17 protein-coding genes and 1 pseudogene are annotated in these 23,811 nt (G+C 44.1%); 8 read left to right on the top strand and 10 right to left on the bottom strand.

Annotation, left to right across the window (positions count from 1 at the left end):
• Nucleotides 1-6: 6 nt before the first annotated feature.
• The 4 genes and pseudogenes from AC0L66_RS25220 to AC0L66_RS25205 all read left to right on the top strand — a co-directional run bounded on the left by AC0L66_RS25220 (nucleotide 7) and on the right by AC0L66_RS25205 (nucleotide 5,389).
• Nucleotides 7-1,434 (top strand): VWA domain-containing protein, encoded by a 1,428-nt coding sequence (locus AC0L66_RS25220; protein WP_473569974.1) that lies wholly within the window; start codon nucleotides 7-9, stop codon nucleotides 1,432-1,434.
• Nucleotides 1,427-2,695 (top strand): BatD family protein, encoded by a 1,269-nt coding sequence (locus AC0L66_RS25215; protein ID WP_473569972.1) that lies wholly within the window; start codon nucleotides 1,427-1,429, stop codon nucleotides 2,693-2,695. The genes AC0L66_RS25220 and AC0L66_RS25215 overlap by 8 nt, the downstream gene beginning before the upstream one ends.
• Before the next feature lie 125 nt (nucleotides 2,696-2,820).
• A complete protein-coding gene (locus AC0L66_RS25210) occupies nucleotides 2,821-3,858 on the top strand; it encodes a helix-turn-helix transcriptional regulator (RefSeq protein ID WP_473569970.1) in 1,038 nt (345 codons plus the stop codon).
• 85 nt (nucleotides 3,859-3,943) lie between these two features.
• Nucleotides 3,944-5,389 (top strand): annotated as a pseudogene (locus tag AC0L66_RS25205) (pyridoxal phosphate-dependent decarboxylase family protein).
• A 100-nt stretch (nucleotides 5,390-5,489) separates the two neighbouring features.
• Here the strand turns inward: AC0L66_RS25205 and AC0L66_RS25200 are convergent.
• The 10 genes from AC0L66_RS25200 to AC0L66_RS25155 form a co-directional block, all read right to left on the bottom strand.
• Complete coding sequence (locus AC0L66_RS25200) at nucleotides 5,490-8,084, bottom strand: efflux RND transporter permease subunit (protein WP_473569968.1); 2,595 nt, start codon at nucleotides 8,082-8,084, stop codon at nucleotides 5,490-5,492.
• Nucleotides 8,077-8,607, bottom strand: coding sequence for an efflux RND transporter permease subunit (locus AC0L66_RS25195; protein ID WP_473569967.1), 531 nt, complete (start codon nucleotides 8,605-8,607; stop codon nucleotides 8,077-8,079). The genes AC0L66_RS25200 and AC0L66_RS25195 overlap by 8 nt, the downstream gene beginning before the upstream one ends.
• A complete protein-coding gene (locus tag AC0L66_RS25190; protein ID WP_428751421.1) occupies nucleotides 8,600-9,892 on the bottom strand; it encodes an efflux RND transporter periplasmic adaptor subunit in 1,293 nt (430 codons plus the stop codon). Before AC0L66_RS25190 ends, AC0L66_RS25195 begins: the two co-directional genes overlap by 8 nt.
• Entirely contained in the window at nucleotides 9,889-11,298 is a 1,410-nt protein-coding gene (locus tag AC0L66_RS25185; RefSeq protein WP_428751420.1) for an efflux transporter outer membrane subunit, read from the bottom strand. The genes AC0L66_RS25190 and AC0L66_RS25185 overlap by 4 nt, the downstream gene beginning before the upstream one ends.
• A gap of 150 nt (nucleotides 11,299-11,448) precedes the next feature.
• The gene (locus AC0L66_RS25180) at nucleotides 11,449-13,680 is read right to left on the bottom strand and encodes a glycoside hydrolase family 3 C-terminal domain-containing protein (protein WP_473569965.1); all 2,232 of its coding nucleotides are present in this window, start codon (nucleotides 13,678-13,680) and stop codon (nucleotides 11,449-11,451) included.
• Nucleotides 13,637-14,068, bottom strand: coding sequence for a hypothetical protein (locus AC0L66_RS25175; RefSeq protein ID WP_473569963.1), 432 nt, complete (start codon nucleotides 14,066-14,068; stop codon nucleotides 13,637-13,639). The genes AC0L66_RS25180 and AC0L66_RS25175 overlap by 44 nt, the downstream gene beginning before the upstream one ends.
• A 119-nt stretch (nucleotides 14,069-14,187) precedes the next feature.
• Nucleotides 14,188-14,271, bottom strand: a complete 84-nt coding sequence (locus AC0L66_RS25170) for an SEC-C metal-binding domain-containing protein (RefSeq protein WP_473570893.1) — start codon at nucleotides 14,269-14,271, stop codon at nucleotides 14,188-14,190.
• Nucleotides 14,240-15,490 carry an anaerobic sulfatase maturase gene (locus AC0L66_RS25165; RefSeq protein ID WP_473569961.1) on the bottom strand — a complete coding sequence of 417 codons (1,251 nt, stop codon included), beginning with the start codon at nucleotides 15,488-15,490 and terminating at the stop codon, nucleotides 14,240-14,242. Before AC0L66_RS25165 ends, AC0L66_RS25170 begins: the two co-directional genes overlap by 32 nt.
• Nucleotides 15,491-15,797: 307 nt before the next feature.
• The gene (locus tag AC0L66_RS25160) at nucleotides 15,798-17,228 is read right to left on the bottom strand and encodes a sulfatase-like hydrolase/transferase (RefSeq protein ID WP_473569960.1); all 1,431 of its coding nucleotides are present in this window, start codon (nucleotides 17,226-17,228) and stop codon (nucleotides 15,798-15,800) included.
• An 84-nt stretch (nucleotides 17,229-17,312) separates the two neighbouring features.
• A complete protein-coding gene (locus AC0L66_RS25155; protein WP_473569958.1) occupies nucleotides 17,313-17,651 on the bottom strand; it encodes a hypothetical protein in 339 nt (112 codons plus the stop codon).
• Between the two features lie 718 nt (nucleotides 17,652-18,369).
• Here AC0L66_RS25155 and AC0L66_RS25150 point away from each other — a divergent pair.
• The 4 genes from AC0L66_RS25150 to AC0L66_RS25135 all read left to right on the top strand — a co-directional run bounded on the left by AC0L66_RS25150 (nucleotide 18,370) and on the right by AC0L66_RS25135 (nucleotide 23,781).
• Nucleotides 18,370-19,701 carry a hypothetical protein gene (locus AC0L66_RS25150; RefSeq protein ID WP_473569957.1) on the top strand — a complete coding sequence of 444 codons (1,332 nt, stop codon included), beginning with the start codon at nucleotides 18,370-18,372 and terminating at the stop codon, nucleotides 19,699-19,701.
• 89 nt (nucleotides 19,702-19,790) lie between these two features.
• Nucleotides 19,791-21,506, top strand: a complete 1,716-nt coding sequence (locus tag AC0L66_RS25145) for a sulfatase family protein (RefSeq protein ID WP_473569956.1) — start codon at nucleotides 19,791-19,793, stop codon at nucleotides 21,504-21,506.
• Between the two features lie 393 nt (nucleotides 21,507-21,899).
• Nucleotides 21,900-22,253: a DUF2799 domain-containing protein gene (locus tag AC0L66_RS25140; protein ID WP_473569954.1), complete on the top strand. Its 354-nt coding sequence runs from the start codon at nucleotides 21,900-21,902 to the stop codon at nucleotides 22,251-22,253.
• Nucleotides 22,254-22,671: 418 nt separating this feature from the next.
• Entirely contained in the window at nucleotides 22,672-23,781 is a 1,110-nt protein-coding gene (locus tag AC0L66_RS25135) for an ABC transporter ATP-binding protein (RefSeq protein WP_473569952.1), read from the top strand.
• The last annotated feature ends 30 nt before the right edge of the window (nucleotides 23,782-23,811 follow it).

The raw sequence follows: 23,811 nt of genomic DNA, 5'->3' as shown, positions 1-23,811 counted from the left end.
CCGTTGATGGGCCTCACGGTACTCGGTGTGTTAACGGTCATTATCGCGGCTGGGCCTAGTTGGTATCGTCAACCGTCTCCCTTTGCCGAAGATTCGACCCCGTTAGTTATTGTCTTAGACGTTTCAAGTTCAATGCAACAGACCGATGTCGCGCCTAACCGATTATTTATGGCCAAACAAAAAATCATTCAGCTGCTTCAACAGCGAAGCAGTGGCAAAGTCTCGTTAGTGGTGTTTTCGGGCAGCGCTCACTTAGCCATGCCACCGACATTAGACAGGGAAGTGTTTCACTCATTATTGGCAGCAATTCAGCCACAGATCATGCCAAGGGAAGGGAAATTTGTAGAGTACACGTTGCCCCTTATCGATGCGGAACTCAATAAGTCCTCAACCTCAGGGTCGGTAATATTGATGACTGACGGGATAAGTACGGCTGGATTGAATCACTTTCAGCGTTATTTCTCGACAAATCAGCATCAATTACTGATTTGGGGAATCGGTAGATCGCACGCCGATAGCACCGTGCCGTTGGATCGGGAAAAGTTGTCGGCATTAGCGGAAAAGGTAGGAGGGCAATGGACGCCTTTTACCATCGAACATCGAGATGTGGATGCGATAACGTCTCTGTTAGAGCAACACGCTAAATTTAACGGTGGTGAAAGTGAGCCTTGGTACGACTGGGGGTATCACCTTCTATTCCCTTTAATGTTGTTGTACTTATTGTGGTTTCGTCGTGGTTGGTTAGTGCAATGGGGGCTAGTAGTCGTTATCTGTAGTAGCGTTTACAGCCCTTACAGTTACGCCAGTTTCGGTGAGGTGACGTCGCAGGCATGGCTCAATCTCTGGTTTAGCAAAGATCAGCAAGGACAGCGCCTATTTAGGCAGCAGCACTATGAGCAAGCGGCGAGGGTATTTGAAGATAGTTATTGGAAAGCGATCGCCTTTTACTACGCGGCTGACTATCCAAGTGCTCAGCAGTATTTTTTAAGGAGCGATAACGTTGACGCGCAGTTAGGTGCCGCTGCGGCATTAGCTCATCAAAGAGAGTACATTGCGGCGAGATCACTTTATCAACAGATATTGACACGCGAACCTGCCAATGTTGTGGCTCTGCATAATCTCGACCTTATGGTGAGTATCATCGAACACATTAACGATTTCTCTGAGGGGCAGCTTAGTAGTGGTGAGATGGAGAGCAGTCAGGAATTAGGTCAACAACCGCAAACAGCAGAAGGGGTGACACAAGAAGTGGACCCATCGTTATTAATAGAAGAAACACTTAGTGCAAAAGAATTGCTCAGCAATAAGCAGGCTCACGAAAAGTGGATGAAGCGTGTCGATAGTGATTTAGGGGTGTTTCTTGGCTATAAATTTCACCGTCAATTAGAGTTGGGATCAGCCACGAAGACGCTGACAGAGAGCGCCAATGACTGATTTATTGAATATGTGCGCGCGCGTGTTATTGGTTTGGATATTGATGGCAATGGCTGCTCAGTGCCATGGCAATGAGATAGCCAACTTAAATGAATCGGCAAAGGTGATGGTTTCTGCCAAGCTCGCATCCAATCAACCCGTCGCATTACATCAACAAGTGGTGGTTACCGTTGAGGTAGCGACCGATACTTGGTTTACGAAGGGCACGAAAGTCCATCGTTTCGAGGTTGAAAACGCACTGGTCGCAACGCGTAGCGCGTTTGCGGTGAATTCTACCCAGCGGCGCAATGGGAAAACGTATGCCGTCCAACAGTGGGATATTGTGCTGTACCCGCTAGCGACAGGTGAGCTGCTTATCCCCAGCATTGTGGTTGAGCTGCAAGTGAAATCGGAGCAATCGAATATCTCGGGTTACCTAACAACCACGCCGATTAAGTTTGAGGTAATCAAACCCTCTGCGTTCATGAACCCGGACAATAGTTGGCTGGTTAGCCCGGATGTCACACTTGAACAAACGTGGCAGCGTATTTCTTCGTTATCGGATGAAACCGAATTGTTGGTCGGTGATGCCCTGATTCGTGAAGTGAGTATCGAAGCGTTACAAACCAGCATTATGTTCATGCCTGATAGGTTGATAAAAGAAGGCGCCAATAACGGTTATCAACGCTATCGTCAGCAGATCACGTTATCAGACTCCGAAAATCGAGGGCTGCATATTGCAAGGTTTAAGCGGCAATATACGTATGTGTTTGAACAGCCGGGTCGCTACACGCTACCCACGATTGAGCTTTATCAGTGGCATCCCGATACGAATCAAATGCATGTATTAAAACTTGCTCCTAAAGAGGTTGTTATTAAGCATACATTGGTCAGTTATGTTCGCAGTTATTGGCAGTGGATAATGACGGTGTTGATAGGACTGGTCTTGTCACTTTGCGCCTTGATTACACTCTGGAAACGCTATCAATGCGCTAAAAGGCAACAAAAATTGCCGCTCTTTTGGCTGTACTTGTTAGCTGTAGTGCGGATGGAAGAGGTTGAACTTGAAGTATTACTGTTTAAAAAGCGACATAGCCAAGGTCACTACCAACTCATGAGTATTTCTGCTGACACTCAATATCATCGATTAATTGCACGAATACAGGTCAAGCGATACGCATCAACAGGAGGTTTGATGGTCACTACTTTGTCGCGATTTGAGTGGCTATGGTTGTGGTGGATGGTGAGTAATGGTCTTCGAACGCGTTTAGTTCGGGTCTAAGTTCGCGTTTTTTGACGTCGCGTTTAGTCTATTAAAAAACGATGCATTATCGTGTCGTAAAATGACAAGTGCGTGGATTGATTTTTGTTTATGGTGCGATGGCCTATAAAACAAGAAGAGATGATATGAAGAGTGCGACTCACAGTATTCCCCTTATTAGGGCAAATAGTTTGCACGATTTAGGGGAGCTTTTTAAGGAGCAAAATCCTGACATTCACGCTCTGATTGCAAGTATCAGCGCTCCATTGGATGTTCAACAATGCCATCAAGATTTCCTACCTGAAGCGACACTACGTAGTCTTATCAAGGTCTTCGGAGAAAGTTGCTCGCCGCAAGCGTTCATCATAGCTATACAACACGCTTGTAAGACGCGCTATATCCCCAGCGTGATCGCGCAGCTAAGCCAATATGGGCCGATGACGGTTAGGTCGGCGCTGGAACAATTTAATGAAATCATTAGTGACCACTCAAGCGGTGCTCGACTATCCCTCAAGCACTTTAATGGGGATGACTGGTTTGTTCGTGATAAAGAGGGCGTGTGTGAAGATTGGTTTAAATATGCGGAAGTGTTCTCAGTCATCTTTATGGATGAGTTGGTATCAGCGTTATCCGGACGTCGCCATTGGAATAGATACGTGACATTAAGAACCTCAGACATGGAATCCTTTATTACCTGTCCACAGCTGGCTCATATCCAATTTTTTACGCATCGCTCTGTAACAGGCATCCGTTTAGATGCGTCTATTCTGAATACCGACGCCTTGCTACATCGCTATCCTTCGAACCATGCCGCGCAAGTACTCCGCCCAATACCCATTCAGTTTGTTCCTGCCTTTAAACAGTCACTGCAACCTTATGTACGTATGGGTAAGCTGCCACTGTCACAAGCATCAAGGATTTTATGCTTACATACCCGAACCATTCAAAGACGTCTGCATGCCGTGGGCCTGACATACCGTGATGTTATTGAAGAAATCGTTCTTGAGCGTGCACAAGATCTGTTGCTCAACTCTTGCTTATCCATAACGGCGATCGCCGCGAATATGGGGTATGGTGACTCTGCTAATTTTACTCGATTTTTCAAACGGAAAATGGCCATGACGCCTTCCCAATATCGGTGTCAAAAGAGCGCTAAAGCGGGCGTTAGTCGGGATAGAAGATAAGATTGAGCTGGTGGCACGAAATGACAATTTTCCTCACGTTGAATTCCATATTATGAAGACACACAACGCAAAGAGAGAAATTATCATGACACATCGCTTTAATGAATATCGTTCACCACTTGAGCAATCGCTCAAACATTCGGTTTCTTACTTAGAGTCTTTGGCAGACAGACTCGGTAGATAAAGGGACGAGTTCACAAGCATTACGGACGGCAATTGGTGGACGTTTGCCATTAAAACCGACTGACCCATCACAAGTCATCGATGACATGGTGAAGAATGTTGATGCAGGACTTATCGCGTCAGGCGGTGCTCGCTTCTTTGGCTATGCGATCGGCAGTTCATTTCCAGCATCACTCGCTGCAGATTGGTTAGTAAGCGCATGGGATCAAAATGTGCCTTACTACGTGTCGAGCCCAGCAATGTCAGTAGTTGAAGAAACAGCAGCCGACTGGATGGTTGAGTTACTGGGGTTAAGCCAAGGCACCGCGGTAGGCTTTACCTCTGGTGCACAAGAAGCCATTTATACCGGATTAATTACGGCTCGAAATACCTTACTTGAACGAGCAGGCTGGGATGTGGCGACACAAGGTCTTTTTGATGCGCCAAGGATCAATGTGGTCGTGAGCGACCAAATTCACTCTACCATCAAACGCGCGCTTTCTATGATTGGCATTGGTTTGGAAACCATTATCACAGTGCCGACGGATGATAATTTGCGGATTATTCCAGATAATCTCACGGAAGCTATTGGGTCACTAGCAGGGCCAACCCTTGTCTGTGCACAAGCGGGATGCATTGATTCTGGTGCCTTTGACCCGTTTAATGAACTGGCTGATGCAGTAGAAGCGCACGGTAACGCTTGGCTACATGTTGATGGCGCGATTGGTTTATGGGCGGCGGCAAGCGATAAACAAAAACACTTACTCGCGGGTATTGAACGAGCAGATTCTATTGATACCGATGGGCATAAGTGGTTCAACATGCCTTATGACAGCGGCATGATTGTCGTAAAAGATGCGGCGGCGTTGTCTAAAGCAATGGGTGGCAGCAATATGGGTGATTACCTCAATGATGCAATGGACAAGCCTGATCGTAATGCGATTAATTTTGGTATTTCTGCGTCTCGACGTGCTCGTGGTGTACCTAGGTTTACGCGGCGTTTAAATCACTTGGCAAGGAAGGAATCGTTGAGCATATTGACCACTGTACCGATTTAGCAAAACGTATGGCAAGCACACTGGCAGACATAGATGGGATTACCATTCTCAATGATGTGGTGTCTAATCGATTCTCAGCCCAGTTTGGTCATGGCGATGACGAGTATCGTAATGAACTTACCGCGCGTGTGGTCCATAGGTTGCAAGAAGAAGGCACGTTATACCCGTCAACATCAGGATATAAAGGGCTGAAAACCATGTTATTTTCTGTCTTGAGCTGTCATACCTCTGTCGCCGATATTGATTTGTCTGCAGAAAAAATTATTGAAGCCTACTTAACGGAACAAGAGTGTATGAACACCGCTAACTAAGTGTAAATTGGCAGGACGAGCATAATGCTAAATCGGTAAATGATTAAAAAGCCCCAATGCTGAGTTGGGGCTTTATAGTCTGACGGTATGTGACGGCTATTTAATGTATTTCATCACTGCGAGTTAGCTGGTCTTGGCGGCTAAACAACGTTTTTAAATCCTCCAGTGCAGCGTATAAGCATGGCAGTAGAATTAGCGTGATGAGAGTGGCAACCAAAATGCCGAATCCTAGTGATATCGCCATGGGAATCATGAGCTTAGCCTGATTGGTTGTTTCAAAGATCATTGGGGCTAAGCCACCAAAGGTTGTCAGTGTCGTTAATATGATCGGACGAAAACGTCGCGAGCTTCCTTTGATAATAGCTAAAAACACCTCTGTCTTCTGCGCTCGATGTCGGTTGACCTCATTGACTAAAATCAAGCTGTCATTAATAACCACCCCACTTAACGCCAAGATGCCAAGCAAACTGACAATGCTCATGGAGTAACCTAAAAGCAGGTGGCCCCAAACCGCGCCAATGAGACCAAAAGGAATGATCGACATGATAATGAGAGGCTGCAGATAGCTCCTAAATGGAATCGCGAGTAGGCAATATATGGCAAGGGCGACCAGTGCGCCATTGACGGCGAGTGAGGCCATGCTTTCTTTCTGTTCTGCTTGGTCACCGCGAAATCCAATCACTAAGCCTGGGTATTGAGCTTGTAGCTGAGGAAAGACTTCTCTAGACAATGTCTGCGATAGCGCCATCGATTCCGAAGAAGGCGTAATATCAGCGCTTACGGTCACGCGGCGACGGTTGTCCCGACGGTGTATTGCGGAAGCGGAATATTCCCTATGTATTTCTGCAATTTGGGATAAAGGAATGTATTGCTGACCTACTCGAATAGGCAGTTGCTCCAAATGATAGACACTAGAACGTTGTGATTCGGGTAATTGCACCATCACATCAACTTCATCACTACCACGTTGTTGCCTTATGGCTCGTACCCCATTAAACGCGTGTCGAACCTGACGAATTAAGTTCTGCTCGGTTAGCCCCATACGAATCCCCTCAGGTAATAATTTGAGTGAAATTTGCTGGCTACCAGACATTAAGCTGTTCTCTATATCAACCACGCCATGATAGCTCTCTAATGATGTCGCCAGAGCTTCGCTAGCCTCGGCAAGCATGTCGCTGTTTCTATGGGTGAGCTCTAACGTGACACCCGCAACGTCAGCACCCGGTCCGCTGCCTGTAGCAGAAAAGCGTACAGCATTGGCTTGTGGTATGTCGCCAGTGGCTGTGCGCCAAAGTAGTGAGACTTTTCGTGTAGACAGATTACGTATTTCGGATGGTTGTAAGAAGATCCTCGATATAATGACAAATTCGCCATCACGGCTCCACATTTGAGTCGCAACCCCTTTAGCGAGATCTGAGCCCCCATTGCTTGAGATGATTTTCTGAGCGGCATTCTCAAGTTGCTCGCGAACCTGATGTGCCTCGTCTGCGGAACTGCCAACGGGCATAAAGGCACGCGCGACAGAAAATTCAGCTTCAACTCGGGGCATGGTGCTAAAGCCCATATGTCCACCTGATACAAACGCGATAGACCCGCTCAGTAGTGCGATGGCAATCGCGATGACGAGGTAACGCCAGTGTAAAAGTCGCTGCAGAGTGGGGACGTAACATTGCTTGATAAAGTGTTGCAGTAGTTTATCCACTTTGCTCTGAACGTAGTGAAACGGTCGTATCCACACTGGCTGCGTTTTATTGTTTATATGTGCGACATGAGCAGGAAGGATAAAGAGCGCCTCTATCCAAGAGATCACAAATACGGTCGCAACAACGATGGGTATGACTTTAAATGTCAGCCCAAGTGTGCCGGGTAGAAACCAAATCGGAATGAAGGCCACGATATTGGTTAGAATACTGAACGTGAGCGGTACAGAAATGTCTTTCGCGCCGATAATTGCCGCGTCAATAAAGTTCATTCCTTGGCTCATTTTTTCATGAATGTTTTCCCCCGCGATAATGGCGTCATCGACGACGATTCCTAGCGCGATGATGAAGGCAAACATGGAAATCATGTTAATCGATACATCCATACCAGGCAGGAACAGCATTGCTCCGAGGAACGAGGTGGGAATTCCCATTGTGACCCAAAATGCCAGTCTGACATCTAGAAATAACGCGAGAACAATGAGCACTAAAACAAGGCCGCTAAAAGCGTTTTTTAACAGCAACTCCATCCGTTGTTCATAGATGATGGCGTCGTCATTAACGATATCAATACTCATGCCCGGTGATAAAGAGGAGGTGAGTTCGGGCATTAACGCGTGAACGGACTTTGAAATGGAGACAGGTGTTTGGTCTGCGACGCGATAAATACGAATACTAGCAGAAGGCTGTCCGTTGTAATAAAAGCGGTTATGCCGATTAGCAAACCCATCTTGTACGTGAGCAATATCCTCGATGTTGAGTGTGCCACCGGAAGACGTCTTTTTGACGATAACGTCATCAAACTCTTTCGCCCATCCTCGGCTCTCATCAATTTGTAGCAGAATGTCTCCACCAGAGGTTTCAATTCTTCCTCCTGACTGATTGACGGAGTGACGGCTTACACTATTGGCAATTTCATCAATGGTCAGTCCATATTGTTGTAAGGTGTGGCTATCTACTTGAATTTGTACTTGGTATTTGGGAAAACTAAGCAATTTCTACTTGAGTGACGTCACGAGCGGACAGCAATATACTTCTCAGCTCTGTTGCCATTTCTTTGAGTGCGACCGGACTCACGTCACCATACAAAATGAGTTCCATTGACTCATCACGTGTTTGCTTGCGTGAAATGTTAGGTTTTTCCGCTCCATCTGGGAGAGAGGCAGAATTGACGGCACTTTCTACTTCTCTTAGCACACGATCAACATTAACGTTATTGATAAGCTCTGCGGTTATATTGGTCCCCGCAGAGTTGGCCCACCCATGTACTTCTTTAATGCCTTCTATGCCACTGATGGCATTTTCGATAGGTAAGGTGACGCCTTGTTCCATTTCTAGCGGAGTGGAACCGGGATAATGGACCCATATACGAATAGAATTGTGCTGAAAATTTGGGTAAACCTCTTTTTTTATCTGCCACGACATGAGCAACCCACCTATGATGAAAAACAACATCAGGAGATTCGCGGTCACGACGTTGTTCGCCATCCAAGCGATAGCGCCTTTGGCGTTATTCATGGCTCTGCGCTCCCATTTCATTCGCGGCGGTCTGCTTGTTATGTGATTCAAACTGCGCGAGGTTTCTCGCTTCAAGCTGAATACCCGAGACCGCGCCGGGAATAGGTGTGGTGACGATGTATTCATCTTGGGTTAGCCCGGCGTCGATTAACACGTAATCTTGTTCGCGAAAGGCAATAGACACATCTCGTGAAGCTAATTTATGTTGATCATCCATTACCCAGATAGACTGACCTTTTTCTAGGTAACGACGCGGGACTTTGACAACATTGTCGAAGGGTTTTGTTTCAATTTCAGCTTGTAGGAAAGCGTTGAGTAATACTTGAGGTTGCTGAGCGTTCTCAGGTTGTATTGCTAATGGGTCATGGATTTCAATCAGCAGCGAGGCAGATTTAATTTGGCTATCTAGGTTGGGTAACTGACTCACGACACAACCTTGTCTGGATTGATGCTGTTGCCATTCATTAGGGTTTTTTATGGTAACAGAAGCGCCTACGCACTCAGCCCTTGCTTTGGTTTTAGTGTACGTTTTAGGAACATCGATAAGACGAAGTTGCGAAGCCGGAACATTGACTTTGAGATAAAATGAATCGGTTGCGACGAGGTCAATAAGCGAGGTGTTGTCTCTAAGTAGCGCTCCTTTCGACAAGGTCATATCGGCAATCTGTGCATCAAAAGGGGCGTAAATGGACGTACGAGACAATTGCAGCTTAGCTCGTTTTAACAGTGCTTCATGTTTTGCCAAATCGGCCTTTATTTGAGCTAATTGTGGCCCTCTAAGTACCAGCGTTAATTGCTCTGTAGATAAGTGTCTTCCCGATAATTTATATTCAATTTCGGCGGCTTTCCTACGCCCGTCTTCGGCTTGATAGAGCGCGTGTTGGCGAGCAAGGTTTGCTTTTGCTTCAAGTACCGCTAACTCATGCTCTCGCGCATCGATAGTAAGCAGCTTTTCCCCTTTAGAAACAAAGCCACCGGGCAGAAGCTGTGCGTTGACGTCGGTGACGATACCTCGTAATTGAGATCGCAGGTTAACCGACAATGTTGGCTCAACTTCACCACTGGTTCGGACACGTGGTGTTTGCTGAGTAAATAAAATGGGGGCGATATCGACAGTGCGTTTTGGTGGCTCACCGACTCGCGTTCGACCCGGTGGTTTGCCCTCTAAGAAATGAGAGGTGATGAATACACCTGCAATCAAAATGACGCAGGGTAATAACACCTTAAGAGCCGTACTGATACGCTGTAATAGTTGTGAGGGCTGGGATTGAAACTTGGTCTTCATTTTAATGTCTCATCGTGTGCAGCGTAACTAGGGCGCGGTTGAATAGAGGAGTGGCCGCCCAGTGACTGATAAGTGGTGATACGGCTAAGTAACAACTGCCTTTCTGCAACTAATGACTGTTGTTCTAGGGTGAATAATCGCTCTTGAGCGTTGAGCACATCTAAATAGCCTTGAGCACCAAGGCTGTAACGAATCGCTTCTGCATCTAGGGTGTTGGAAGCGAGCTTAGTTTGTCGTTTTAGAGAGAGGAGTGTAGTTTGTTGCTGCTTCTCTTTTAGCAGACTCATTTCAACTTCAGCAATGGCCTCTATGACAGTTTGGGTATATTGATAGAGTGCACTTTGAGCATCAGCTTCGGCGGCTTTTTGTTGGTTCTTTAGTTTACCTGCGTTGAAAAGCGGGGCGTTGATTCGAATACCCAACCCTAGACGCCACAGATCAATGCTGTCTAACATATCGCTTGATTGAAGTTGGCTGCTCAACGTGATGTTTGGGAGGCGAGCACTCTCGGCTGCATCGGCACTCATTTCATAAGATTGATAGTGATACCATGCCCCTTTGACATCTGGGCGTCGTTGCAATAATTCGGCTGGCAACCCAGCAACTGGCAACCCGGGATAGGTAGGAAAGGCTAACGTCGTTAAGTCAATGGCAGAGTTCGGCACGCTGCCAATCAATACATTAAGCTGTTTGGTTAACACGTCGAAATTACTCGTTGCAGAGGCTTGTCTTGACTGTAGATTTTCAAGGAGTTGCTCTTGGCGCCAAACCGCACTGATACCTTCCTGACCTGTTTTATACCGATGGTCGGTGACTTCAGTAATTATCTTGGTATTGGAGATTTGTTTGCTGAGTATGTCGATGGATTTTTTTTGCTCCACGAGCTGATACCAAGTACGGGCAATATTCGCCGCTAACGTATCGCTGAATGCGCGGAATTGTTCTTCTGTCGCGAGTAAGTTGTAGAAGGAAGAATCAGACAGCGCTTGATTTCTTCCCCATAAATCAAGTTCCCAGCTGGCGTTTAAGGACGTAAATAGAGATGAATGCTGGTCGATGTTGTTGTCTGAGTTTCCTCGTTCTGCCTCGATCTGGCTTGAGGCTGATGCCATTAGTTCAGGGTAGCGACGCGCATCCGCTACGTTGGCTAATGCTCTTGCCTTCGTCAGTCTAGATTGAAAAGATTGTAGCGAATAATTATCTGTAAATGCTTTATTGATTAAGGCGTTTAAGGCTGGATCATCAAACTCCCGCCACCAATTATCGTTGGTGCTAATCAAGCCTGTTTCGCTAAAACTATCTGGATAGTTAACTAATAGAGGTTGAGGGTCGACTAGGATTGTTTTGCTACAGCCAAGTAAAGTCATCGCTGCCAAGGAGGCGGTGAGGACTCTAGTTACTATCATGATATTTAGTCGTGTGCCGTTGTGGTGCATGATGACCTCATAGAAAGGTATTTGGTTACATCAGTGGCAGAGTGAATTCACTCGCCACTGATGTCTTTCATTTAATCGAGGGTTAGTACAAAACGGCTTGTACTACCACCCAGATTATATTCACTTAATTGTGAAAGATTTCGATAGCACAAGATTGTCTGATGCGTTGCCAACCATTACTTTATATTGATCGCCCAACTGCCAACTGCTGGTGGACGCTTCCCAATAAGCAAGATCAGAGACATCAATGTTCAGCGTGACAGATTGGCTTTGACCTGCTGGCACACTCACTCGTTGGAACGCTTTGAGTCGTTGTTTCGGCTTGTCGCTACGCTCAAACATGTCAACAATGTAGGCTTGAACCACTTCGTCTCCGGCTACGTCACCTGTATTATCAACCTGCACTGATAGTTCGATGGTACCGTCTGATTTTACCGAGGTAGACTTCATTTCAAGATTTTTAAGGTCGAAGTTTGTGTAACTCAGTCCGTGACCAAACGCCCATAGAGGCTCTTTGTCGAAGTAAAGGTAGGTACGACCTTTAGTAATGTCGTAGTCGTTAAATGCAGGGAGGTCTTGCCAAGACTTAACGAAGGTTAACGGTAATTTTCCTCCTGGGTTATTGTCGCCAAACAGAGTATTAGCGATGGCGGCGCCACCTTGTTCGCCTGGGTACCAGCTTTGTAAAATGGCAGGGACATTATTTTTCAACCATGGACTTTCGATAGAAGATCCCGATTGCAACACAACAGCGGTTTTTGGGTTGACCTTAATAACACTTTTTAGCAAGTCAATTTGTTCAGAAGGCAGTCCTTCTGAGGTACGGTCAATCGACTCTCGTTCATACTCGGTCGATAAACCCATTACCGCGATGACGACATCGGCTTTCTTGGCAGCGTCTAGCTCTGCACCTTCATAAGATGTATCTTCTGATGGCAATTCCCAACCAAATTTAACTGAACGTTCGGAGCTGCCACGTTTTTCCATTGCTAGGACAGTAAAGGTATAAGTTTGCTCAGAGTCTAATTCAATCTCTGTTGTGGTTCGAAGTGGTTCGTTGTTATTACCGTGGTCTCGGAAAATAGTGGAACCATCGATATCAAACACCATCTCATAGCCTTTGGACTCGACTCCTAGCGTATATAGGCCACTTTGAGGAGGGACGATAGTCGTGGTGTATTTAACGGCAAAGTTTTCACTGTTTAAGTCTTGGTGCGGTGTGTTCTTCCCAAAGTCAAAATCAATGTTCCCGACGGTGTTGCTAGCAATAGGAGTGCCGCTGCCATTTCGGTTAGTGTAATAATCTGCGTTCCAGACACCGAGACCTTGATTATCCAGTAAGGTAATACTTTCAAGTGGAATAGGGTTTAGTTCACCTTGGTTGTGAGTCCATGGGATATACATGACGTCTACGTCGTCACCAAGATAATCGCGGATGCCTTGTAATGGCGTGATGGGGTCTCTGGCTGTACCTGAGTATGTACCGAAGTTTAAAACGTTCGCGTTAGGCCCAATGATTGCGACAGTTTTGGTTGTGGATTTGTCGATAGGTAGTACGGGTTTGCTATCCACAGCCTCATTTTGTAACAAGACCATACTTTTTTCCGCAAGTTCGAGTGCGAGCGGCTTAAATGTCGTCATGGTTTCAAACGGGATATCTTTCCATGGTGACAGCTCTTCTGGGTCGAACATGCCGAGTCTCAACCCAACGCGCATTGTATTCCTAAATGCTCGGTCTAATTGAGCGCTGGTGGTTTTGTTTTGTGCGATAGCCGTTATCGCTTCTTGGCGGAAAAGTCTGGTGTTGTCAAAATCTAATGTTTCCGCATTGAGTACCGCTGCAGTCGCATCAACATAGTTTTCGTAGATGTTATGACCGTGGAAACTGCGTTCTCCCCAACCTTTTGTTGTCATCAGTACAGAGCCGTAATCACCGAGCACGAATCCATCAAATCCCCATTCGCCACGTAACACATCTCGAATTAACCAAGTATTGGTAACAGCGGGTTCGTCATTAAGCCTGTTATACGCGGTCATCACAATTTGCGCATTTGCATCTTGGACAACTTGTTTGTAGGCCGGGAAATAGTATTCGCGTAACTGCTTTTCTGAGATGTTGGCATTACCGTTGAAGCGGTTGTGCTCTTCGTTGTTGGCGACAAAGTGCTTCGCGCCCGCTGCGGTTTTTAAATATGTAGGGTGATCGCCTTGTAAGCCTTTGACATAGTGGCTAGCCATTGTGCCGTTAATTAAGGGATCTTCACCATAAGCTTCTTGAGTGCGACCCCAGCGAGGATCGCGGGCAATATTAATAACCGAGTGACCAAAAGGTGAGAGGACCTTTTTTGCCATCTTTTAATACTGGACCGTTATGGTACTGCGCTCTTGCTTCGTCTGAAACCGCATCTCCCATCCGTTGAACGGCGTCTGGTGCCCATGTGGCGGCAAGCCCAATGGATTGCGGGAAGACGGTAGCGGCATTATTTCGAGGTGCCGCTAAACCATGCAAGGCTTCACCCGGCATAAAAGACTTTAATCCGTATCGGGGAACACCTTTATTCCACAAGGTGATCATATGGCCTTTCTCTTCATCGGTTAAGCGTTCACTAATATCGTGGAGTCGCTGTTCGATAGACAGGGTATGATTATAGAAAGGGATATCCTTGTTAACGATAGGGGGAGGGTTCGAATGCGCGGATGTACTCAACACGGCAAAACACAGCGGTAATACTTTTTTCATAATGAGTCCGTAGAAACGTTTCTATAAAGAGTGAAAAAAATGAAGAGTCTGATTGCTCTTCATTAACGAATTAAATAAAGAATGTTAGCGTATTCTATAAATGTAACTAGAACAGTATGTTACCCGCAACAACGTTTTGTTTTTTTGCCACTACCACAATGACAAGGGCTATTACGACCACCTAGTGAATTGGTGGCTGGCAAGTTGTTTTTGCAAGTAAACGTACATAATGTCTGATGCTGGTCGACCACGATTGATGAGGTCTCGCATGGTCTTCATATCTTTCTCTGTGTGTTTGAAAAAGGTTTGGTAGCCTTCGCAAAAATAGCTATGACCAGGTTGACCAGACTGAGAAGTTGCAAAGCGATGTTTAGGACAACCGCCATGGCAAGCAAATCGATATTCACATTGCTTGCATTGGGTTGTCAGAGTGTCTTTTTTGGCTTGACCGAATTGGTGGGCGCGATCGGTTTGGTTCATTTCTTTGATGCTGTATTGATGAACATTGCCTAATTTGTGTTCTGGGTAAACAAAATGGTCACAATTGTACATATCGCCGTTAGCTTCAAGAATGAAAGCATGACCACACGTTTCAGATTGAACACAAATACCAGATGGTTCATTACACCAAGTTGCTAATGTAGAGTCGAACGTGTTAACAAAGATTTTGCCAACGTCTTTTTTCACCCAGCGGTCAAAAATTCGATTCAGGAATTCACCGTAAGCTTTAGGTGCTACTGACCAATTGGTTACTTTGGCTTCTTGTGAGTGCTCTGGGCTGATTAAATACAATCCATTTTCTGATTCGGTTTGTGCTTCACGTTCAACAATAGGAATGAACTGTAAGTAAGAAGAACCAATGCCGACCAAAAAGTCGTAAATCTCTTCTGGATACTTAGCATTTTCGTTGTTGACCACTGTCAGAGTATTGAAATCAACCGAATGTGCTTTCATTAAATCAATCGCGTCCATTACCTTGGCATGACTGGGTTTACCAGATCGTGAGACACGATAATGATCATGGACATGAGCAGGGCCATCGATGGAGATACCAATCAAGAAATTGTGTTGTTTAAAGAACTGACACCACTCTTCGTTTAGAAGAAGTCCATTGGTTTGGAATGCATTAGTGATGCGGTGGTGCTTCTTGTATTTGTTTTGAAATTCAATGGCTTTACGAAAAAAATCGATACCAAGCAATGTCGGCTCTCCACCTTGCCAGGCGAATTCAATATGTTCGCCGTCTTGTGCGTCGATATATTGCTGAACGTATAATTCAAGAGTGCTTTCCGACATTTTCCATTGGCTTTTGCGTTCTGGATATAGCTTTTCTTTTTCTAGGTAAAAGCAATAGGTGCAATCCAAGTTACAAACGGAACTGCTGGGCTTTGCCATTACGTGACATTGATTAGCGGAAGTCATTGCTTCTCCTCAGTCGATCGATATTTAAATTAGTGGTGCTCTGTTTAGTCGTATCCATGATTACCACTGCTCCACCTTGGAGAAAATTGCCTTTATAGCAACTTATTGTATATCTGTTTAAACGTTTTTATTGCTGTGATTTATACAAGAGGCGTGAATGGGTTTCAATACTTGCCTCATGACTTATTTTGTTATCTAAGTGCTTTAATCCATTTGTGTGATGGCAGTCTTAAGCTGTCCACATAGATAGTATTGTAAAACGCAAGTCAGGAGGTTCGCTGGCTTGCGTTTACAGAGTTAGCCTACGCTAGTCGCGGCCTCGCCAGCCATTAGTGTATGGATAACGATTTTTGTTCCATCCCCATCGAGATGCCTCATTTTCTGAGTCCCAACGTTCAAACTCTTGTTTTAGTCGTTCGACTTGTTCTGGGTGTGCATTTGCAAGATCATTAGATTCGCTGATGTCTTCACTAATTTTATACAATTCATAGCGAGGTCGCTGTACATGAACATTTGGTACAACGAGCTTCCAGTCATTATCACGGATTGCGCTGCGAGCAGCGGTTAGCCAATATAAGAATCGAGGTTCAAGCTTATCGACTTCACCTGTTAGCCTTGGCATTAGGTTGACGCCCTCTAGTTGCCAATCTTCTTTGGGCTCAATTCCCGCAATAGCAAGAGTCGTCGGCAAAATATCTAACGAGATGACAGGCTCCTCAATCACTTGATTGGCAGGAATATGCCCACGATAGGAAATGGCAAAGGGAATTCGGATCCCACCCTCCCATGTTGTGCCTTTAATCGCTCTTAATGGAGTATTCATTGAACCATTATTTTTAGGTTTACCCCCGTTATCAGACAAGAAAATGATCATGGTGTTGTCCATTAAATCGTGCTGCTCCAATTTATCGACAATCTTACCGACATTGATGTCCATGTTATGAGTCATAGCAAGTGACTTTTGGCGAAGTGGGTCTTTGATGTGAGCAAATTTCTTTAAGTCTTCTTCTTTAGCGTGCATAGGGCCATGCGATGCATTAAACGGTACATACAGGAAGAACGGGTTATCCTTATGACGATCAATAAAACTGACGGATTCGTCTCCGAAAATATCTGTCAAATAACCATCAAAGTTTTCAACTACTTCATCATTTCTATGCAGAGATGAAAACGCTTTTTCTTCTGAATTTTCTACGTTATGACCGCTGACGAAGTAATCGGCTGCACCATTGTTAAATCCGTAAAACTCGGTAAACCCTCGGTTATGAGGCCAATATTTTTTATCATCGCCATCGTGTGATTTTCCAATATATCCAGTGATATAGCCTGCGTCTTGGAAGTAATTACCAAAGGTCTTGATTGAAAGATCCAGTCCTTGCTCTATGCCTTTTTCACTAATTCTTGGTCCAATATTGTCATGATAGCCAAACCGCTGCTGGTAACGCCCGGTTAATAATCCAGCTCGAGATGGACCACAGACAGAACCTGTGACATATCCCGCAGAAAATATCGCACCATCATGGGCAATTTTATCCATGTGCGGGGTGACAACGTCATCTCTGATCTTTTGAAATCCCATGTCCGCATAGCCAATGTCATCGACAAAAATAAGTACAACATTGGGTTGTTGGGGCTCTGTAGACGAGGTATCGGCGACAGCTGTATTGGCCAACATACCGCCAGCCATCACAGAGGCTATAGCAATGCCCATTCCTTTTTTTACAAATTTAGAAGTCATGAATTATCGTTCCATTGGCAAGGTAGACGGGGGCAACGAACCTATTCCTAGCCTCAATGCGCACACCGGATTTCATAATGAGTGTTATTTTTTTGATTGATTAAATCGTTTTAAGTCTTCCTTGCTAATGACAGCAAACAGAGACTTTTGGTAGTCGCGCCACACTGGCTTTCTTGCTTCTTTATATTCCGCAGTACGAGCGCCGTGTTTATCGACAAGGTCATAGTTAGCACTGGCTAGGTTCTTTTTTGCATCTAGAATTGCGTTGGACTCAGCTTCTGACAGATCAAGAAATACGGTCATTTCATGGACTTCACCAGTGATTCGTTTTAAATCGTTGGGTTTAATTTCAACATTCGCCAATACGGTAGTGGACAGAAACATAGAAGTGATGGCAGTGGCCGCAATAAATAGTTTTTTCATAATGGTAGGTCTCCGACTAGTGAATTAATATAAACGTTTCGCTCTGATTGAGGCTAACTTATGTGCGCATATTTGAAATGGCAAATGAGTAGCTAGGTTAGTGTGATTAATGTCTTGTTTGGGTATTGTATTTGAGATGAAGATCACGAATGTATCCCCTTTACCTCTATGAATTTATGTCCTTTCGCGGCTTTATTCAGGAGGGTGGGAAAATTGAGTTTGATGTGACATCGAGCTAATGGCGATCAAAACCTATTGCTATTAATGCCCAGTGGTTATGAATTTTGTAAAATATTGTTTCTCTTAAGTTTATGTTTTTATTGTTTTTATTGTTTTTTTAGATGCATTAAAACTTAACTCGCTGATTGTTAAATGAAAGTTTTTACAATATTGCATTTTGATAAATACTTCAATCGTTCGATATAAAGTTAGTTTTCCAACAAAGTACAGCGCTACTTATTTTAGTAAGTAGCATGGGGTTTTAACCGAGATTATCGATGAATATATAATATTTTCAGTTAGATAGGAGTCCGTGTTAAGGACGTTTTACCATGTCAAAGTATTGTTTTAGATCTTGTATCAAGTGATTTAGCGCACAGTCTATTCATGCTTATATTGTGCACTATGTAGAAACGTTTATACTGGGTTGAGATTTAGTGACAGTCTGACTGCGTATGATGGTCAGGACGTATGTCGGTATAATATTGGAATCAAACACATGAAAAAGAAAATCACGGCTCTTATCGTCGGAACAATGTTATCAGCTAGCCTTCCAACCTATGCATCAAATGACGTCGAACAGCCTTCCCCCGTTCGAGTAGAGCAAAAGAGTGATGCTGAAATAATTGAAAGTTTGTACCGAGGTGGGTACGCATACTGGCAGCAACTGCGCAATGATAATGGCTCTTATGAAGACAAGTTGCATTTAAATGGCCATCGCGACCATTTGGGCTCGATTGCGAATTCGGGTATGGGGTTAGTCGCGTTAACTATTGGTCACGCAAATGGCTGGGAACCAGAAGCTGAACAGTTGGCATTACAAACATTACGTATGCTTGCAGGAGAAGATCCGACAATTACGGTTCCCCAAAATGCCACGAATACATTTATCCACTTCTACAATACGCAAACAGGTGAAGCAGCAGGGGATGATTGGAGTCCTGTGGATAGTGCTATTATGATTCTTGGTGCCCAGTTCGCAAAAAACTACTTTAGTGACAACCAAGAAATTACACGTTTAGCGGATTTTTTATATAGCAATACGGATTTAACGCCTTATATTGCGGATGTAAAAACAGGCCGAATTTATCTTGCACAGCATACCGATGGTAGTTTCAAGAAATGGCGAACAAAAGCCTTTAATGAATATATGCTTGTTGCATCAGTGGCTAATCAGCAAGCGAAAGATAAGCGAATTAAAACTGCCAATTCAGCGAATGCTCGTAAATTTTGGGATATTTGGTATTCATCCACCAAATATTTACCCGTAGCTAAATATAATAATATTCCAGTGCTATCGGAAGGGGAAACGTGGTTTACCTCTCAGTTCAATTTCCTCTTTAATAATTACCTAATGAGTGATTTTTCGACAAATACTCAATTTTCAGAGGCGTTGAAACAATCGACAAAGGCGGATTATGCTTTTTGGCAAGATGTCGATATTGAAGGTGTAGACATCAAAGAGTATGAATGGGGAAGTGGCGCTGGTGCTTGCCCTAACGGATATTGTGTAGACCGCTTTCACTTTGAAGGTGATCGTCAATTTAACGAGAATTTGGTGATTTCACCGCATATTTTAGTCGATTACTTACCGTTTAATGAACGAGCTAAAAACGATCTTATTGCGACGTATCGTGATGATTCAATTAATGCGAAGTTTGAATTGGATGGCGGTTATGAAATTTTATGGCGTTATAGCCATGATCAACCTGAGTGGAAGGCAGAGTGGATAGAAGGCGTCGATTTCTCGACATTTCTATTTGGATTGGCGGCGTTACCAGAGCATTTAGGTCTTGAATTTTTTAATGATAACAATCATTACAACCAGTAACTAAGTGCAACCAAGAATATGTAGATACATAGTGAATGCGCAGTTAGATGTGCATGCGCTAAGCGTTCATTTTTAATAGGTTATATATTATGAATATCAATCGTTCTGTTCTCTCAAAAGGGATTGGACTCTTATTAGCATCAAGTGCGATGGCAAGTGTTGCTGCTGAAGATGCAAGACCGAACATTTTATTTATTTTCTCGGACGATCATGCTAACCAAGCAATCAGTTCTTATAATCCGACACTTGGTCACACACCAAATATTGATCGTATCGCGAGCGAAGGCGCTATTTTTGAGCGAGCGTTTGTGACGAACTCAATCTGTCAGCCAAGTCGTGCATCAGTCATGACAGGTAAGCATTCGCATAAAAATGGCGTGATCGATAATAGCTCTCGCTGGAACCCAAATCAGGTCATTTTTCCTAAAATCATGGAGCAAAGTGGTTACGATACGGCGTTGATAGGGAAGTGGCATATGAAGCCAACGCCAGTTAATGAATTTGGCTACTCGTTTGTATTAAATGGCTCTGGTGGACAGGGAACCTACTACAACCCGGAGTTTATTGATCAAAAAGGCAAGACGACCGTGATGGAAGGGTATTCGACAGACTTGATTACCGATATGTCGTTAGATTGGCTTGAAGAGAGTAGAGACGCGGATAAGCCCTTTCTGTTGAAGGTGCAATATAAAGCCCCTCACACCCCGAGGCGACCACCTGCACGTCATATGAAGACCTTCATCAACCATAACTTCCCAACACCGGATACGCTGTTTGATGATTATGCAACGCGAGGCGATCATGCGAATAATGCTTGGATGCAACTGTATGGTATGACGCCGGTTGGTATTAATGCATTCCCACCTGCGCCAAGCACACCGGAAAAGGCGCGCATTCGAGAAGAATGGATTAAGAGCATGACGAACGACGAAAAGTGGCATTTCGATCAGTTTGTTAATCGACTAAATGAAGAGCAATTGGCTGCTTTCCATGATGCTTATGATGACGTTAACGTCGATTATTGGCAAAAAATGAAAGACCCTATGTATGCACGCCGTTGGGGTGATGTGCCACGTGACTTAAAAGTCGCTCGTACAGAATACATGTATCAACGCTTCATGCGCGATTATATGGCGACAGTGATGACGATAGACGAGAACGTTGGTCGTATCCTTGATTATTTAGATGAGTCGGGATTAGCGGAAAATACCATTGTGGTATACAGCTCTGACCAAAGTTTCTTTATTGGTGAACATGGGTGGGCAGAAAAGCGCTACATGTACGAAGAAGGGTTTAAAATGCCATTCATGATTCGTTGGCCCGCTAAAATTCCAGCAGAGCAGCGTCCACAGGCAATGATTCAAAATATGGACTTTGGCCCGACGTTTTTAGATGCGGTTGGTTTAGAAGCTCCGCAAGAGATGCAGGGTAAATCATTTTTGAAGGTGTTGCTTGGTGAAACGTCGGATGCTCAATGGCATGAAGAACGTCCAGTGGTTTACTATCACTACTACATGGAAGGAGCTCATAATGTGCCGCGTCATGATGGCGTGAGAAGCGACCGCTACAAGCTGATTGATTTTTACTCTCAGGAGCAAGGTAAAGGTATCTTTGAATTGTATGACCTGAAAATGGATCCGAAAGAAGTAAACAATGTTTACGGCGATCCTAAGTATAAAGAAGTACAAGATAAAATGATGGAAGAGCTTGAGAATGCGCGAGTTCGCTATGAAGTACCAAAAGATTACTTTAAAGCACCGTACCCATTCATGATGAAACAAGAACGAGAGAAATTAGGTCTATAAACGAGCCCCGTGATGGATCAAGCCAGTAGCTATGCTACTGGCTTTTTTTATGCTTACTTATTACCGAATGTAACGATTAATCTCTGTTTTAACGTTTCCACTATTTCAATGAAAATGGATAACGAAGGTCTTTTTTTGACAGAAATTTGAAATGCTTAAGTTAACGTTAACTCGTTACAGGGAGTGCGCTTAAACGTTTTGATAAAAATAGACGAAATTAACGATTCCTTGTCGAAAGCTATTTATATGATTTATAGGGTTTTTTTACTGCTATACTGAAAGTGAATCCGTTGAGTCAGACTAATTAAGTTATGCATGAGAGGCTCTTTTTATTAGCAAATGTAACATCTAGAACCTTAACCGAATGCTCTAGACGTCACATAAGGAGGGGATATGAGTTTTTTAAAATCAGCAATGCTATTGAGTACTGTTCTTCTAGCGTCTGGGTGTTCTACAACCAATGATGTGGCATCAAAGGGCTGGGGAGAAAGAGGCTATGACTTAGCATTTCAAGGTAAAGCAATGGCTCCAAAATCGTCCATCCCAGCTGAAAAATTGGCGGCTTATCAGGCTGGTTATGACAAAGGTCTAACGGAGTTTTGTAGTCAGAATGGCTACGAAGTTGCTTGGGCTGGAGTCGACTATGAAAATACCTGCGATAAACTTAACCCATTGTTCATGGCGCAATACAACATGGGTTTAAATGATATGCAGCAAGAAGATTGGGACTATCTAAGTAGAGATTGACCTTATACGAGTAAGGTTGGGAGTGATCTTTGGCTTTACTCGTTGAGATTACCCTCATCTTAAATAAAAATGGCGGCGTTTTTCTACAAAATTTCGCTATTTTTATTTTTAACGTTTCGATATAAATTCACTATAGTTAGAACTTGCTCACGGTTTGTTAAAAACACAACATTTAATTATGATTATTTATAGCGGCATCCAATAGTTTGAATTCATAATTAATCTCATTTATTCAATGCTTTATGTCGATATTGCCTTCCTTTTTTCATGGTGAGTAAATCCAATCGTACGCTTTGACGCACGTCTAAAAAAAGTGTGACCGAAGTTCATGATTTCGCACCTTCTGTTGACACTTATGGTCGTCTCTCATAATATCTATTGAAACGTTTCTACAAACTTTATTCAGAAGAGTACACTTATGGCTCAGGTCAAGCTCAAAAATATAAACAAGATTTATAAAGGTGGCTTTCACGCTGTTCATGATTTCACACTCGATATTAAAGATGGTGAATTCATGGTTTTGGTTGGTCCGTCTGGATGTGCCAAATCAACGACGTTAAGAATGATTGCGGGATTGGAAAGTATTTCGAGTGGTGAGCTTGTCATTGGCGAAAAGCGATGTAATGACGTTCAACCAAAAGATCGCGGAATTGCGATGGTGTTTCAGAACTACGCCTTATACCCCCACATGACAGTTCGAGAGAATTTAGCATTTGGTCTAGAGACACGCAAAAAGCCTAAAGATGAAATCGCAAAACGCGTCAATGAAGCGGCTGACATTTTAGAGATAACCGAATTACTTGATCGCAAGCCGGGACAAATGTCGGGTGGTCAGTGCCAACGTGTGGCGCTAGGGCGGGCGATGGTTCGAAAGCCAGAAGTGTTTTTATTTGATGAGCCGTTGTCAAACTTAGATGCCAAGCTTCGAGTCTCTATGCGTATGCGAATCTCGAGACTTCATGAAGACCTGAAAACGTCGGGTAAGCCCGCCACAATGATTTACGTGACTCATGACCAAGTTGAAGCGTTAACGATGGGTGATCGTATTTGTGTTCTTAATCGTGGTGCCATCATGCAAGTCGACACACCCATGAACCTTTACCACAAGCCTGCAAACAAATTTGTGGCGGAGTTCATTGGCTCTCCCACCATGAATATGCTCTCCGGTAGATTGATCGAAGGAGCAAATGGTGACGTCGTTATACAGGTAAATGGCAATGTCTTTACCTTCCCAGCAGAAAAGCAAGGTCATCTTGCTGATTATATTGGACGAGAAGTCTATCTAGGTGTGCGTCCAGAGCAATTATCGATGACACCAGGTGACAATAACTTTGATGCATACGTTACAGAGGTAGAGGAAATGGGCTCAGAGTCTTTCCTATATCTAAACTTTAATGGAGAGCAGCTTATTTGTAAGGAAACGAACCCTGAGCTTTCTCTTTGTAAACAGAGTGTCCATAGCGTGTCACTGAATATGAATAAAGTTCATGTTTTCGATAAAGAAACAGAACTCAATATTTTTCTCTAACCAGAATGCCCCATTTTAACTTTTTGTAAG

The organism is Vibrio sp. GJ43-1, assembly GCF_055808835.1.
The sequence above is the reverse complement of the archived record's forward strand: the minus strand, read 5'-3'. Positions and strand labels throughout refer to the sequence as shown.

What these genes read in the sequence shown, in the direction of transcription:
- AC0L66_RS25220 (WP_473569974.1), top strand. Translation starts at nt 7, where the DNA reads ATGGGCCTCACGGTACTCGGTGTGTTAACGGTCATTATCGCGGCTGGG.
- AC0L66_RS25215 (WP_473569972.1), top strand. Translation starts at nt 1,427, where the DNA reads ATGACTGATTTATTGAATATGTGCGCGCGCGTGTTATTGGTTTGGATA.
- AC0L66_RS25210 (WP_473569970.1), top strand. Translation starts at nt 2,821, where the DNA reads ATGAAGAGTGCGACTCACAGTATTCCCCTTATTAGGGCAAATAGTTTG.
- AC0L66_RS25195 (WP_473569967.1), bottom strand. Translation starts at nt 8,607, where the DNA reads ATGAATAACGCCAAAGGCGCTATCGCTTGGATGGCGAACAACGTCGTG.
- AC0L66_RS25190 (WP_428751421.1), bottom strand. Translation starts at nt 9,892, where the DNA reads ATGAAGACCAAGTTTCAATCCCAGCCCTCACAACTATTACAGCGTATC.
- AC0L66_RS25185 (WP_428751420.1), bottom strand. Translation starts at nt 11,298, where the DNA reads ATGATAGTAACTAGAGTCCTCACCGCCTCCTTGGCAGCGATGACTTTA.
- AC0L66_RS25180 (WP_473569965.1), bottom strand. Translation starts at nt 13,680, where the DNA reads ATGGCAAAAAAGGTCCTCTCACCTTTTGGTCACTCGGTTATTAATATT.
- AC0L66_RS25175 (WP_473569963.1), bottom strand. Translation starts at nt 14,068, where the DNA reads ATGAAAAAAGTATTACCGCTGTGTTTTGCCGTGTTGAGTACATCCGCG.
- AC0L66_RS25165 (WP_473569961.1), bottom strand. Translation starts at nt 15,490, where the DNA reads ATGACTTCCGCTAATCAATGTCACGTAATGGCAAAGCCCAGCAGTTCC.
- AC0L66_RS25160 (WP_473569960.1), bottom strand. Translation starts at nt 17,228, where the DNA reads ATGACTTCTAAATTTGTAAAAAAAGGAATGGGCATTGCTATAGCCTCT.
- AC0L66_RS25155 (WP_473569958.1), bottom strand. Translation starts at nt 17,651, where the DNA reads ATGAAAAAACTATTTATTGCGGCCACTGCCATCACTTCTATGTTTCTG.
- AC0L66_RS25150 (WP_473569957.1), top strand. Translation starts at nt 18,370, where the DNA reads ATGAAAAAGAAAATCACGGCTCTTATCGTCGGAACAATGTTATCAGCT.
- AC0L66_RS25145 (WP_473569956.1), top strand. Translation starts at nt 19,791, where the DNA reads ATGAATATCAATCGTTCTGTTCTCTCAAAAGGGATTGGACTCTTATTA.
- AC0L66_RS25140 (WP_473569954.1), top strand. Translation starts at nt 21,900, where the DNA reads ATGAGTTTTTTAAAATCAGCAATGCTATTGAGTACTGTTCTTCTAGCG.
- AC0L66_RS25135 (WP_473569952.1), top strand. Translation starts at nt 22,672, where the DNA reads ATGGCTCAGGTCAAGCTCAAAAATATAAACAAGATTTATAAAGGTGGC.